This is a genomic window from Leisingera sp. ANG-M7 (assembly GCF_000813965.1).
Classification (GTDB): domain Bacteria; phylum Pseudomonadota; class Alphaproteobacteria; order Rhodobacterales; family Rhodobacteraceae; genus Leisingera.
Map to the genome: position 1 here is coordinate 121,635 of NZ_JWLI01000005.1, position 13,659 is coordinate 135,293.

Annotated in this window: 12 protein-coding genes; 3 read left to right on the top strand and 9 right to left on the bottom strand. The window is 62.0% G+C overall.

What is annotated here, in order from left to right; all coding sequences use genetic code 11:
- Nucleotides 1–74: 74 nt before the first annotated feature.
- Nucleotides 75–1,115, bottom strand: coding sequence for an NAD(P)/FAD-dependent oxidoreductase (locus RA26_RS06055; protein WP_039181329.1), 1,041 nt, complete (start codon nt 1,113–1,115; stop codon nt 75–77).
- A 58-nt stretch (nt 1,116–1,173) separates the two neighbouring features.
- Between RA26_RS06055 and mnmD the strand changes: the two genes are divergently transcribed.
- Together mnmD and RA26_RS06065 are read left to right on the top strand one after the other, a co-directional pair.
- Entirely contained in the window at nt 1,174–1,842 is a 669-nt protein-coding gene (gene mnmD, locus RA26_RS06060; RefSeq protein WP_039181332.1) for a tRNA (5-methylaminomethyl-2-thiouridine)(34)-methyltransferase MnmD, read from the top strand.
- Nucleotides 1,839–2,747, top strand: a complete 909-nt coding sequence (locus tag RA26_RS06065) for a DMT family transporter (protein WP_039181334.1) — start codon at nt 1,839–1,841, stop codon at nt 2,745–2,747. The genes mnmD and RA26_RS06065 overlap by 4 nt, the downstream gene beginning before the upstream one ends.
- Here the strand turns inward: RA26_RS06065 and RA26_RS06070 are convergent.
- Nucleotides 2,721–4,679, bottom strand: coding sequence for a lytic transglycosylase domain-containing protein (locus RA26_RS06070; protein ID WP_039181338.1), 1,959 nt, complete (start codon nt 4,677–4,679; stop codon nt 2,721–2,723). The two genes, RA26_RS06065 and RA26_RS06070, sit on opposite strands and share 27 nt — an antisense overlap.
- 139 nt (nt 4,680–4,818) lie before the next feature.
- Between RA26_RS06070 and dapA the strand changes: the two genes are divergently transcribed.
- Nucleotides 4,819–5,691 (top strand): 4-hydroxy-tetrahydrodipicolinate synthase, encoded by an 873-nt coding sequence (dapA, locus tag RA26_RS06075; RefSeq protein ID WP_039181341.1) that lies wholly within the window; start codon nt 4,819–4,821, stop codon nt 5,689–5,691.
- A gap of 121 nt (nt 5,692–5,812) precedes the next feature.
- Here the strand turns inward: dapA and RA26_RS06080 are convergent, their stop codons facing one another.
- From RA26_RS06080 to RA26_RS06110, 7 genes are all read right to left on the bottom strand, one after another.
- Nucleotides 5,813–6,694 carry a sigma-70 family RNA polymerase sigma factor gene (locus RA26_RS06080; RefSeq protein WP_039181344.1) on the bottom strand — a complete coding sequence of 294 codons (882 nt, stop codon included), beginning with the start codon at nt 6,692–6,694 and terminating at the stop codon, nt 5,813–5,815.
- Nucleotides 6,691–7,152, bottom strand: coding sequence for a carboxymuconolactone decarboxylase family protein (locus RA26_RS06085; RefSeq protein ID WP_039181346.1), 462 nt, complete (start codon nt 7,150–7,152; stop codon nt 6,691–6,693). The genes RA26_RS06080 and RA26_RS06085 overlap by 4 nt, the downstream gene beginning before the upstream one ends.
- A gap of 118 nt (nt 7,153–7,270) precedes the next feature.
- Complete coding sequence (locus RA26_RS06090; RefSeq protein ID WP_039181349.1) at nt 7,271–8,158, bottom strand: dimethyl sulfoxide reductase anchor subunit family protein; 888 nt, start codon at nt 8,156–8,158, stop codon at nt 7,271–7,273.
- A complete protein-coding gene (locus RA26_RS06095; RefSeq protein ID WP_039181352.1) occupies nt 8,158–8,922 on the bottom strand; it encodes a 4Fe-4S dicluster domain-containing protein in 765 nt (254 codons plus the stop codon). The genes RA26_RS06090 and RA26_RS06095 overlap by 1 nt, the downstream gene beginning before the upstream one ends.
- Nucleotides 8,919–11,741, bottom strand: a complete 2,823-nt coding sequence (locus RA26_RS06100; RefSeq protein WP_039181355.1) for a molybdopterin oxidoreductase family protein — start codon at nt 11,739–11,741, stop codon at nt 8,919–8,921. The genes RA26_RS06095 and RA26_RS06100 overlap by 4 nt, the downstream gene beginning before the upstream one ends.
- 96 nt (nt 11,742–11,837) lie before the next feature.
- Nucleotides 11,838–12,866, bottom strand: a complete 1,029-nt coding sequence (pta, locus tag RA26_RS06105; protein ID WP_039181358.1) for a phosphate acetyltransferase — start codon at nt 12,864–12,866, stop codon at nt 11,838–11,840.
- 44 nt (nt 12,867–12,910) lie between these two features.
- Entirely contained in the window at nt 12,911–13,657 is a 747-nt protein-coding gene (locus tag RA26_RS06110) for a sulfite exporter TauE/SafE family protein (RefSeq protein WP_039181361.1), read from the bottom strand.
- Nucleotides 13,658–13,659 lie beyond the last annotated feature (2 nt).

Below are 13,659 nucleotides of genomic sequence, written 5' to 3' on the forward strand. Positions count from 1 at the left end.
GGCAGGGGGCTTTTACCCCTACACCTAACAGCCGTTACCCCCAGAGTAATTGAGGCCAGAAAAAAGCTATCCGGTTACAGATTGTCTTCGACCCGGAAGCCCTGCGGGATGCAGTCCCGGTCCTCAAGTAACAGGTCCGCTAACACGTGAGCCACTTTAGGGGCCATGCCAAAGCCGATTTTGAAGCCGCCATTGGCGATGAAGTGGTCCTGGCGTCCGGGCCAAGCGCCAAGCATCGGGGCCCGGGACTTGGCTCGGGGGCGAACACCGGCCCAGCGTTCAATCACCTCGGCCCCGTGCAGCACTGGCACCGCCGCGCGGGCGCGTTCGATCACGTCATCAAGCTGTCCGTCGGTGGAATTGCCGTCGTCAAACTCCCGCTCGCTGGTGGAGCCAATAGCGAGGGTGCCGTCCGCGTGCGGGATGATGTGCAGGCCGTCGGCATAAAGCTGCGGCACCTCACCCTCATGGAAGCGCAGCAGCGCGGCCTGGCCCTTGACGCCGCCGCCGATGGTCTTGCCGAAACGCTCGTTCAGTTCCAGCAGACCTGCATAGCCCTTGGCGTGCACCACCTTGCCCTGATCGGGCGCCTCCGGCTGCACCTCGACTCCCATCACCGCGAGGGCAGAGACCAGCGCTGCACAGGCGCGGCGGGGGTGCATGCGGGCGCTGAGGGTGTCGTGGATGACATAGCCGGTGGCGCTGGGCGGCACCCAGGGCCCCAAGGACGCGGCCTCGCAGACGCGCCATTCGGCCTCGTCCTTCCAGAACTCGCGTGCGGTCTGTTCGCGCTGGCAGGCAAGCTCCAGCGTGCGGTCGTCGTTGATCGGTTGCAGCCGTCCGGTGCGGCCGTAGCCGGGGGAGACGCCGCCGGTCGCCTCGACCTCCTCCCAGAAGCTTTCGGCCATCAGCAGGCTTTCAAGCTGGAATTGCTTCTTGGCATTCCAGTTCTCCGGCACATGCGGCGCCAGCGCGCCGACCAGCCCGCCGCTGGAGCCGGCGCCTGCGCCATATGGATCCACTACCTGAACTTGCGCACCATGCCGGGCGCAGAGCCAGGCGATTGACAGGCCGAAGATGCCCGCCCCGCGCACCGTTACATCTGCCATTGCCATTTGGTATTCCTTTCGCCAGTGTCGCGCCGTTCCGGACAACCACTTAGGGGATTATAGCATGGCAGACCAGCAGGCCCGCCTCAGCTGGCGTGATGGCACCGTTCCGGTGTCGGATCAGTTCGATGATCCCTATTTCTCGATCCAGGACGGGCTGGCGGAGACGAAGCATGTGTTCCTGATGGGCAATGGCCTGCCAGAACGGTTTTCGTCTGGCTTTCATATTGCCGAATTGGGTTTCGGCACTGGGCTCAATATGCTGGCGGCCTGGCGTGCCTGGGAGGAAACAGGGCAGGCAGGGCCGCTGTGTTTCACCAGTTTCGAGGCCTTCCCGATGGCGCCCGCCGACATGGCCAAGGCGCTGGAAGCGTTCCCGGCAGTTACCCCCTGGGCAGAGCGGTTCCTTGCAAAGTGGCAGGGCATTGGCGGCTGCGATCTGGGCAGTCTGCAACTGGAAGTGATTGCCGGCGACGCGCGGGTGTCGCTGCCTGAGTGGACAGGGCAGGCTGATGCCTGGTTTCTGGACGGGTTCTCTCCGGCCAAAAACCCCGAGTTGTGGGAGGAGGCGCTGATGACGGAAGTTGCGGCGCATACCGCGCCCGGCGGGTCAGCGGCGACCTACACGGCGGCAGGCTTTGTGCGCCGCGGGCTGGAAGCGGCAGGATTTGAAGTGACCCGCATCCCCGGCTACGGGCGCAAGCGGCATATGACAAAGGCAGTACTGAGATGAGCATGGTTCCACAGCCCAAAAGCCTGCCTCAGCCCCGGGTGCAGCATAACAACGTGCCGCTGGGTATTCTGCTGATGATTGGAGCCACCATTGTCTTTGCCCTGCAGGACGGTATCTCGCGCCATCTGGCGGGCACCTATAACACTTACATGGTCGTCATGGTGCGCTACTGGTTCTTTGCCGCTTTTGTGGTGTTCCTGGCTGCGCGGGCACCGGGAGGAATTGAGAAAGCTGCCCGTACCGATCAGCTGTGGCTGCAAATTTTCCGCGGCGTTCTGCTGGTCGCGGAAATCTGCGTGGCGGTCTATGGCTTCACCATTCTGGGTCTCATTGAAAGCCAGGCTGTGTTCATCTGCTATCCGCTGCTGGTTGCAGCGCTGAGCGGTCCCGTTTTGGGCGAAAGCGTCGGCTGGCGGCGCTGGGCGGCGATTGGAGTTGGCCTGATCGGGGTTCTGGTTATCCTGCAGCCAGGCATGGGCGTGTTCAATCCGGCGGCGGTGATCCCTTTCATTTCGGCGCTGATGTTTGCCGTTTACGGGCTGGTGACGCGCTACGCTGCGCGCAAGGACAGCACCGCCACCAGCTTCTTTTGGACCGGCATTGCCGGCATGGTCTTCATGACCGCCATAGGTATCTGGTTTTGGGAGCCGATGAGCCAGGGTGACTGGTTCTGGATGGCGCTGCTTTGCGTTTCGGGCGTGACCGGCCACTGGCTGCTGATCAAGTGCTACGAGATGGCCGAGGCCAGCGCGGTGCAGCCTTTCGCCTACTTCCACCTGATCTGGGCGGCGATGCTGGGCATGGCGGTGTTCGGCGAGGTGATCCGCACCAATGTCGCCATCGGTGCGGGCATCATCATTGCCGCGGGCCTGTTCACTTTATGGCGCGAACGCGTGAAGCGTTGAGCCCTTCAGCTCTTTGGAGAACGGCACCGGCAGCGGTACTTTGCCCAGCCGCGCCCTGTAGACTGGCAAGCTTTCAGTGACCCGCATCACGTAGTTGCGGGTCTCGTTGAAGGGGATGTGCTCGATCCAATCGACTATGTCCGGATTGCCGTCGCGCGGATCGCCATAGCGTTCCATCCAGGCAATGGGACGGTGCGGGCCGGCGTTGTAGCCGGCCGCCATCATCACCACGTTGCCGCGGAACCTGCCCGCAAGCCCGGCCAGGTAATTGGCGCCCAGCTTGGCGTTGTAATCCCACTCCGCCGTCAGGCGGGAAGTTTTGTGATTAGCCAGGATGCCCAGTTCAGTTGCCACCAGCTTGGCTGTTGCAGGCATTACCTGCATCAGCCCGCGTGCACCGGCGTGGCTGATCACCGCCGGGTCAAACTCGCTTTCGCGGCGGGCGATGGCCAGGACCATTTCTTCTGCCATCGGCAGCTCGTGTTTGGCGACCGGATGCAAGGGGTAATAGGCACCTTCAAGCTCTACGCCGCCGCGGGCAGCACGCTTGGAGATCATTACAGCCAAATGCGGCTGGTCCATATCCACCGCCATCTGTCCCAGCTGCCGGGCTTGCACCGGCGGTAGGGTTTCCACCAGGTGAGTGAAGAAGCGCTCGGCCAGCGCCAGATCGCCGGCCTTCAGCAGCATCAGCCCGGCCTCCGTTACAGAGGACTGCATGAAAGCCGCTTTGCGCCAGTCAGGCATTGGCGCCGGTTTCACCAAAGCCGGGTCAAAGGGACGTCCCAGTTTCTCAGCGGCCAGAAGGCCGTAGAAGGAGGTCTGATACTCCGCGCCTTTGGCGTATGCTTCATGTGCCTTGTCTGCCTCTCCCATCGCGGCATAGGCCCGGCCCAGCCAGTAGCCGCCGCGGCCGATGGAGATCGGGGTCTCGACCGAGGAGAGGAAGCGCTGGAAATGCACGGCGGCTAGTTCAGGATCGCCTAGTTTCTGCAGGGCGATGTAGCCAGCAAGCCATTCGCAATCGGAATACCCGTAGCCATCCTCTGGCGAAGAGAAATGATAGGCCGAGAGCTGGTAGGCGCGCTCATGATCGCCATCCCGCATCAGCTGGCGTGACAAGTCACGGCGGCGGCGCAGCCATTTTCCTGGTTCACCCAGCTTCTCCGCGCTGGTGCTGCGCTCCATAAGCATTTCGATGGCGCTGTTCTGCAGGCGTTTTCGGTCGCGCCAGGCAAAGCGGTCATAGGCAAGGCCGGCCGCGCCTTGCAGGCGGTCCGGAACCGCTTCGATCTTAGCGTCCACGCCAGGTGCGCGTTTTTGCAAAGCGATGCGGGCTTCTGCCAGCTTGCGTTCGCTCTCCGGCACCAGCGGCAGCATGCGTTTGGAGCTGACCAGATGATCCTCCCACAAGAGCCGGTCCAGCCGCGCGGTGTGGTGGGGCTTCAGCAGCTTGCCGAAGTCCCGCAGATAGAGCGTCTGGATGGCGCTGCCCATCGCCATGGTGCGCCAGGCCAGCACGATCTCCGCCTCGCCATCTCCCCGCCGACCGGCGGCAATGAGCGCCTTACCCAGGCTCAGCGCGCCTTCGGCTGTTTGCGGGCGTTCCTTGGCATAGAAGGCCAAAACGGTTTCACGACTGGCGGCGGCTATGGCGTCCTCGTTCTGGCGTCGTAGGTAGTCTAGACCGGGCCAGTCCGGACGCCGCTGCAAAAAGGCCACTACGTCACCAGCAGATCCCAGCCCGGCCCGCAGCCGATGCCATTCGATGATGTCACGCGCCACGCTATGGCGCTTGCCGGCTTCGCGCGCAGCTTGGTCCCACTTCTCTGCACGCATCAGATCAAGCGCCGTGCCTAAGTCACGGGCCTGTGCCGGGGTGCCGGGCAGGGCCGCAGCTATCAGCAGAATAAGGGCCAGGATGCGTGTCATCTCTTGCATTTTCCAGTGGTCCGGGGATAGAGGCATGAACGTTACTCATTGGCGTGCCGGTATCAACTCAAATCACCGGCATTCCGTATCTTGACGGCGGCGGATTGCCGCCTGCACCTGCAGCGAAGGGAGCGTGCCCATGTTCAAAGGCTCTATGCCAGCACTCGTTACCCCGTTTTCGAACGGCGAGCTGGATCTGGATGCGCTCAAACGTCTGGTGGAGTGGCAGATTGCCGAAGGATCGACCGGTCTGGTTCCTGTCGGGACCACCGGTGAAAGCCCGACCTTGACCCATGAGGAGCACGAGTTGGTGATCGCGGAGACGGTCAAGGCCGCGGCCGGGCGGGTACCGGTGATCGCGGGTGCAGGCTCCAACAACACCGTCGAGATGATTCGCTTTGTCGAATTTGCCAAGAAGGTCGGTGCCGATGCGGCGCTGGTTGTGACCCCGTATTACAATAAGCCGACCCAGCGCGGCATGGTGCAGCATTTCCAGGCTGCCCATGATTGCGCGGATCTGCCGATCATCATCTACAACATTCCAGGCCGTTCGGTTGTCGACATGACGCCTGCGACCATGGGGGAGCTGGCCAAGCTGCCGCGGATCATTGGCGTGAAAGACGCCACCGGCGATCTGGCCCGTGTCAGTCAGCAGCGTGCGGCTTGCGGCAAGGAATTCGTGCAGCTGTCCGGCGAGGACGCGACCGCGCTGGGCTTCAACGCACACGGCGGAGTTGGCTGCATTTCTGTGACCGCGAACGTGGCACCAAAGCTCTGTGCCGAATTCCAAGCCGCCACTCTGGCAGGAGACTATGCCAAGGCTCTGGAATATCAGGACAGGCTGATGCCGCTGCATGAGGCAATCTTCATCGAGCCCGGACTGGCAGGGGCGAAATACGGCCTGTCCAAGCTTGGCATGTGCAGTGAAGAAGTGCGCTCGCCACTGACCACACTGGAAGACAGCACCAAGGCAGCGATTGATGCAGCGATGCTGCACGCGGGCTTGCTGTAAACTTCTGCCAATAATCTAACTTGTCAGGGCGGCCTCCATCGGAGTGCCGCCCTTTTTGCTTCTTTCTGGTTTGAAATACTCCGGTATGAATTGCCGCTATAAGGCAAGAGGGCTGGCGTCTTCAGTTTAGAGCACCGGCCAGATGCCGGGTTTTGTCTGGATTACGGGTCACGTAGATCTGTGTGATTTTGCCATTCGTGATTTCCAGCGATGTCGCTTGCAAGATGCCGTCCTCCGCCTGGTTCAGAACTGCCGGTAGGCCGTTCAGGCTGCAAAAACGCCAGCGTTTCGGAAGCGTGTTGGCGAACTTGCGTGCGATGCCTTCCATCAGCCGCAGCACCTTGTCCCGGCCGTTAATCGGATTGAGGGCAGCCATCGCCTTGCCGCCGCCGTCGGAGATCAGCCGTACATCTTTCGCCAGAAGTTGTGTGAGGGCCTCTGTGTCACCGGTTCTGGACGCGCGAAAGAAAGCCTCGGTTATTTCCCGGCCCTGTTCCGGATCGGAGGGGCGCTCTGGCCGCAGTTCCCGCACCTTGCGTCTGGCGCGGGCAGTCAACTGGCGGCAAGCCTCGGGAGAACGGTTCAGTGCGGTGGAAATGTCGTCATAAGAGCTGTCGAAAATATCATGCAGCAGGAAAGCAGCGCGTTCCAGCGGCGACAGGGTTTCCAGTGCCAGCAGCAGTGCAACTGAGACGTCATGGTCCAGCTGTTCGGTTGCATCCTCGGTCAGCAGCGGCTCCGGCAGCCATTCGCCGGGATAGGTTTCGCGCCGGACTCGGGCGGATTTCAGCTGGTCCAGGCACAGCCGGGTGGTGATCCGCATCAGATAGCCAGTGGGGTCCTGCACATTAGCCTTGTCCGCTGCCTGCCAGCGCAGGAACGCATCCTGAAGAATGTCCTCGGTGTCGCTGACCGTGCCCAGCATCCGGTAGGCGGCCGCAAACAATCGCGGCCGCGCAATCAGGAACGCATCGGTTCCTTCGTTCTTTTCCTGAGCTTTCACGCGGCGTTTGCCTCCTCAGCGGCAGGATGAGGAGTGCGGAAGCCGATTGCAATGCGGTTCCAGGCGTTAATGGCGCTGATCAGAAGCGTCAGCACCACTTGCTCGCGCGGGGAGAAAAGCCGGGTGACTTGCTCATAGTCCGCATCCGGAGCACCGGTTGCCTCCACCCGCGTCAGCGCCTCACACCAGGCTAGCGCAGCACGTTCGCGTTTCGAGTAGAGAGAGGACTCCCGCCAGGCATTCAGCAGTTGCATACGGTCCTCGCTTTCACCATGGGCGCGAAGGTCGTGGCTGTGCATGTGAATGCAGAAGGCACAGCCGTTGATCTGCGAGGCTCGCAGCTTCACCAGTTCCACCAGGCTGTGCTCCAGGGTGCTGTCCTTGAACAGCTTTTCCTGCTCCAACATCGGCTGGAATAGCTCTGGGGCAATGGCAAAATAGTCGAGGCGTTGGGTCATAGGTCTGTTCCTTTCTGATGACTTCAGGAACAGGACGAGGCAGCCAGAGCGTTTGTGACACCTACTGTTAAAAATGCTTCAAGAAATTTGGGGCGCCCTATGGGCGCCCCGGAAGATTTCAGCGTTTGCCGTAGTAGAGGCCAACCACATGTTCGGCCTGGGCAAAGAATAGCCAGCGCGACGTGGCTACGCCTGCAAGATGCGACAGAACCGCAAGGGCGGCAAACACATGCTTGATCACGATACCCTGAACCGGGGTCAGAATCAGCAAAAGCGGCAGAGCAAATCCGAGAACAAAGGCAATCATCCGCAGCTTCTGTGCGTGCTTGCGGCCCACCAGATGCACGAACTCTCGCAGCAGGTAGTTGGAGCCGGTGTGCGGCGGCTCAAATGCGCGCACGGAACCGCGATCGCCAAGACCGGTGGCAGTTCCTAGGTTGGTACCGGAGGCCACCAGCGCCTTGTCACCCTTGGCCCAATAGGCCAGCTGCACCGCGCCTGCGATGGCCAGCAGCCAGGGTGCCACGGCCTCAGCTCCGGCCAGCAGCGCACCGCCCGCCAGGCTGAAGGAAAGGAACATCACAGGCGTCAGCTCCATATTCCAGCGCGGGATGGCTTTGAGCTGGGTATAGATCATCGAGGTGGTGAAAACGGTAGCCAGGCTGAGTGCCGCGCCGATCCAGCCCAGCAGCGTCCAATGGCTGTCCATGAAGATGGCGCCAAGGGCATAGAGGCCCATGACGGCCAAGGCGCCAACGGCGCAGACGCCTTCGCGGCTGAGCCAGCTGGTTTTCCATTGGGTGAAGGCACGCCAGGCGCGCTCCGGGTGGCCCAGGTGGAAGGTGGAGGCCAGCAGGCCGCCACAAGCCAGGCCAAAGGCGATGGCATAGAACACGAAGGCCACCGAGCCGGTCACGGCGGGCTGGCCGAGGCCGAGGAAGAACAGCAGGCCAAAGCCCAGGCCCGATAGGGTGGTGAAGATGATGACTGAGGGTGCGGGATGCATCAGTTCGCTCCTCCCGGAAGTTTGTCGAGAGCTTTGTCCAGCCAGCCCATGAAGCCCTGCGGCTCTTCAGCGACCGGCGCCAGCAGCGGTGCGAGGATATCGATCTGATCCTCGATCTGGTCCTTGGGACGAGGCGGCAGATACTTGTTCACCGGTTTGGTGCCCATCTCGGGCATCAGATCCATGCCGCCGCGCTCTGCCACCAGTTTGGAGACATCGCTTTCCGGGTCGCCCAGATCGCCGAAATGGCGCGCGCCTGCAGGGCAGGTCCGCACGCAGGATGGGATGCGGTCCACCTCCGGCAGGTTTTCGTTGTAGATCCGGTCAACGCAGAGGGTGCATTTCTTCATCACCCCTTCGGCCAAGTCCAGCTCCCGTGCGCCGTAAGGGCAGGACCAGGCGCACAACCCGCAGCCGATGCAATGGTCCTCGTTCACCAGAACAATACCGTCTTCGACGCGTTTGTAGCTGGCGCCGGTAGGGCAGACGGTGACGCAGGGCGCGTCCTCGCAGTGCAGGCAGGACTTGGGGAAATGGATCAGCTGGGCGTGGCCCTGTTCCGGCTGCACCTCATAGGAATGCACCCGGTTCAGGAAGGTGCCCGACGGGTCGCCACCATAGGGGTTCTGGTCAGACAGCGGTGCGCCGTAGTTTTCGGTGTTCCAGCCTTTGCAGGAGATCACACAGGCATGGCAGCCGACGCAGGTGTCCAGGTCGATGACCAGGCCCATCTTGCGTTCTGTGGAGTCGGGGAGCTCAGTCATTTGCCTACTTTCCACTTCAGTTCTTTCGGGCCGGTGCCGACCGGGGATTCTTGCGCCGGGAAGGCCGGCTGGCTTTCCTGCATGTCAGACGGCGCGGCGGCCTTTTCGATTTTGACTTTCAGGTCGAACCAGGCCGCCTGGCCAGTGATCGGATCCGAGTTGGCCCAACGCATGCCGTCGCCCTTGGCGGGCAGCAGCTCGTGGATCAGGTGATTGAGCAGGAAGCCCTTGGTGGCCTCCGGTGCGTTCTCCTCCAGCGCCCAGGCGCCTTTGCGCTTGCCGATGGCGTTCCAGGTCCAGACGGTGTTGTCATTGAGCGCGGCCATCTCCATCACCGGAACGGTGATTTCTCCGTGCGGCGAGGTGACCTTGGCCCAGTCGCCGTCCTGCAGCCCGTGCTCGCGCATCAGCTTAGATGGAACATAGAGCGGGTTGCGGCCGTGCAGCTGGCGCAGCCAGGCATTCTGGGTACCCCAGGAGTGGTACATTGCCATCGGGCGCTGGGTCAGCGCGTTGACGGTGAAGCCCTCGTTCCCTTGCTGGTCAGTTTCATACCAGATCGGAAGAGGATCCATCACGTCTTTCACCCGCTGGCGCAGATGCTCGGGCGGCTGGCGCTCGCCGTGGCCTTCGGCGGCCAGCTGGAACTTGCGCATCGGTTCAACATAGAGCTGGAACAGATAAGGCTGGGGGCTGTCGTAGATGCCCATGTCCACGGCCCAGTCTTGATAGGAGGTGTTCCAGGGTTTGTAGTAATCCGCGCCTTCGGGGATGTGGGCCACATGGAAGCCGCCGTTTTCTATATACTGATTCAGTTGCTCCGGGTTCACTTCACCGCGGCCGGTTTTGCTGCCGTCTTCACCGCGGAAACCGGACAATGGGCCAATTCCCGGCTTGCGTTCGTGGTTGACGATATAGTCGGCGTAGTCTTTCCACTTGGCCGTGCGGTCTTCGTTGGTGAAGCCGGGCAGCTTCATCCGGTTGGCTAGCTGGATCAGCACTGTCTGGAAACCGCGCACATCGCGGTCCGGCTCGATCACCGGCCAGCGGATGGCATCCGCTGCCGCGTCGGCCTCGCAGATCGGGCGGTCCAGCAGCGAGATGCAGTCGTGGCGCTCCAGATAGGTGGTGTCGGGCAGGATCAGGTCGGCAAAGGCTACCATTTCGGAACTGTAGGCGTCCGAGTAGATGATATGCGGGATCTTGTAATCGCCGTTCTCATCCTTGTCGGTCAGCATCTCCATCACACCTTTGGTGTTCATGGAGGAGTTCCACGACATATTGGCCATATACATGAACAGCGTGTCGATCTTGTAGGGATCTCCTGCATGGGCGTTGGAGATCACCATGTGCATCAGTCCATGCGCCGACATCGGGTTTTCCCAGGTAAACGCCTTGTCGATCCGCGCCGGGCTGCCGTCTTCTTTCAGCGCCAGATGCTCTGGTCCGCGCACAAAGCCCAGGTGCGGGCCGTCCAGCGGGGTGTCCGGCGTGGCTTTGCAGTGCGGGGTGGGGTGCGCCTCGACCGGCTTGGGGTAGGGCGGTTTGAAGCGGAAGCCGCCGGGAACCTCTACAGTGCCCAGAAGGATTTGCAACACATGCAGCGCGCGGCAAGTCTGGAAGCCATTGGCATGGGCCGAGACACCGCGCATCGAGTGCATGGCAACCGGGCGGCCGGTCATCTTGGTATGCTTCTCGCCGCGGAAGTCGGTCCACTCGTGGTCCAGCTCAAAGGCCTCGTCAAAGGCGACACGGGCCAGCTCGCCGGCGATGGCGCGGATGCGCTTGGCCGGGATGCCGCATTTGTCCGCAACCGCTTCGGGCGCGTATTCATCGGCCAGATAACGCTCGGCCATCAGGTGAAAGACCGGGCGGTGGGTGACGCCGTCCTTTTCGTATACCGCCGACAGGTCCGGGCGCACGCCGGGCTGGTCGAAGGGGGTCAGTTTGCCGGTGTTGCGGTCGATGACCAGCATCTTGCCGTCTGCGTCACGCATCAGCAGGCCCTTTTCAGGCCCTTCCGAGGCGTTCACCAGAACCGGTGCGTTGGTGAAGCGGCTGAGGTAGTCGAGGTCGATTTTGCCTGCCTTCATCAGCACGTGGATCATCGACAGGATGAAAAGACCGTCAGTGCCGGGGGTGATGCCGACCCAATCGTCCGCAACAGCGTTGTAGCCGGAGCGGATCGGATTGACGCCGATCACCCGCGCGCCGCGCTTCTTGATCTTGCCGATGCCCATCTTGATCGGGTTGGAATCGTGGTCCTCCGCGACACCGAATAGCAGAAACAGCTTGGTGTGGTCCCAATCGGGCTGGCCGAACTCCCAGAAGGCGCCGCCCATGGTGTAGATGCCCGCGGTTGCCATATTGACCGAGCAGAAGCCGCCGTGCGCGGCATAGTTCGGCGTGCCATAGCTTTGCGCCCAGAAGCTGGTGAAGCTTTGCGACTGGTCGCGCCCGGTGAAAAACGCCAGCTGTTCCGGTGCCTCATGGCGGATTGGTTCCAGCCAGCCCACGGCAATGGCCAGCGCCTCGTCCCAGGTAATTTCCTTGAATTGCCCCGACCCCCGCGGCCCGGTCCGCATCATCGGCGCCTTCAGACGCGACGGCGCATTGACCTGCATGATGCCGGCAGAGCCTTTGGCGCAAAGAACACCCTTGTTCACCGGGTGATCACGGTTGCCCTCGATATAGGCAACCTTGCCGTCCTTCATGTGCACATTGATGCCGCAGCGGCAGGCACACATGTAGCAGGTGGTCTTGCGGATTTCATCCGAGACCTTGGGTGAGGTGTTCAGGATTGGCTGCTGATGGGTCATGGGCGGGTCCTGTTGGGTGTTTCGGGCGACCGTATGACGGAATGCCTCAATTTGGGAATAGTGTTCTGCAATGGCTCAGGCTTTTGGAACATTTGTTCAAATTCCCGGACGCTTGGCGCCTGCAGCCTGCAGGATGGTGACGGCGATGATCTGGGTCACATCCTCGGCACTGCAGCCGCGCGACAGGTCGTTGGCGGGTTTGGCAAGTCCCTGAAGGACCGGACCGATGGCTGAGTACCCGCCCAGCCGCTGGGTGATCTTGTAGCCGATGTTGCCTGCGTCCAGATTCGGGAAGATCATCACGTTGGCCTGGCCTGCAACGGCAGAGCCCGGAGATTTGCGTTCACCGACTGAGGGCACAAAGGCCGCGTCGAATTGCAATTCTCCATCGGCGGGAAGCTCAGGATGGGTGTCTTGAAACAGGTCCAGAGCCTCAGTCACCTTGTCCACCGCCGGGTGCTTGGCGCTGCCCTTGGTCGAGAAGCTGAGGAAGGCCAGTTTCGGATCCACCCGCAACAGCGCGCTGGCTGATTGGGCCGAGGCTGCGGCGATGGACACCATTTCGGCAGGCTTGGGGTCAATCACCAGCCCGCAGTCGGAGTACAGCATCGCACGGGCGCCATCGGGCGCCTCTGCTGGCGGGTACATCAGGAAGAAAGAGGAGACCATGCCGGCATCCGGCGCCATGCCGATCACCTGGATGGCGCTGCGCACCACATCGCCGGTGGTATGCACAGCGCCGCCGACGGTGCCGGTTGCATGGCCCAAGCGGACCAGCATGGCGGCATAGACCAACGGGGTTTCAGCCGCGGTGCGGGCCTTGGCCTCATCCACGCCCTTGTGTTTGCGCAGTTCAAAATACTCGGCAGCAAAGCTTGCAGTCAGATCCGAAGTGGACGGATCGTGGATCGCCACACCTTTGCTGGCTTCGGCGCCCTCGGCTTGCAGGGCGGCCTCAACCTCAGCCCGCGGGCCGACAAGAATGACGTCGGCAATACCGGCCCGATGTGCGGCCAGGGCGCCTGCAACCACACGGGGATCGGCGCCCTCGCTCAGCGAAACAACGGGACGGGTCGCCGGGGCTTCGGCCTTCAGCAGTTCGAGTGGGGACAAGGTTTGGGTCACGGGCGTGCGTCCTGTAACAGTGTTTTCGGGGCAGGGCGCGGCAGTCAGAACGCCAGCCGTGCAATATTGATCAGCGACAGTGCGGTCAGCATCAGAACCACCGCGCGGCGGAACAGCTTTTGCGAGACCGCCTTGAAACTATGAGACCCGGCCCAGATGCCGAGGCCCAGAATGGGAAAGGCCAGCAAGATACCGGTCAGGGTTTCCGGCCCGACCAGCCCGTTTGCAGCCATAACCGGCAGTGCCATCACGTCGATGCCGGTCAGGAAAACGATCATCGTCGCGCGGAACACCGCAGGAGGAACTGGCTGCGCGGTTAGAAAGGCCGCCACGGGCAGGCCACCGACGCCAGCGCTGTTGGCAATGCCTGCAATGGCACCCACGCCCACATTTCCATTGCGTCCCACTGGGCGCTCCAGTTGCCAGCCGCTAAGCAGAACCAGGCTCAGCACCAGGATCAGGATTGAGATCGCCAGACGTGCCTCCTGTTCGCCCAGCCGTGACATGATGGCGATGGCGGGAACAGTGGCGACGGCAGCTCCTGCCAGCAGGGCAATGGCCCTTTGCCAGTCGATATGCGGGCGAATGTCGCGGGCCTGAAAGGCGGTCATGGCGATTTCGCAGGAAAACACCACCGGGATCAAAGGCAGCGGATTGGTGGTGAGTGCAGCCAGAATGATAAAGATCGCGGAAAATCCGAAGCCGGAAAAGCCGCGGATCACGGCCGCCGCGAACAACGCGGCGGCCAGATAGAGCCCCTGGCCCATAGAGAGGTCAAAGGGCAGGGGCATCA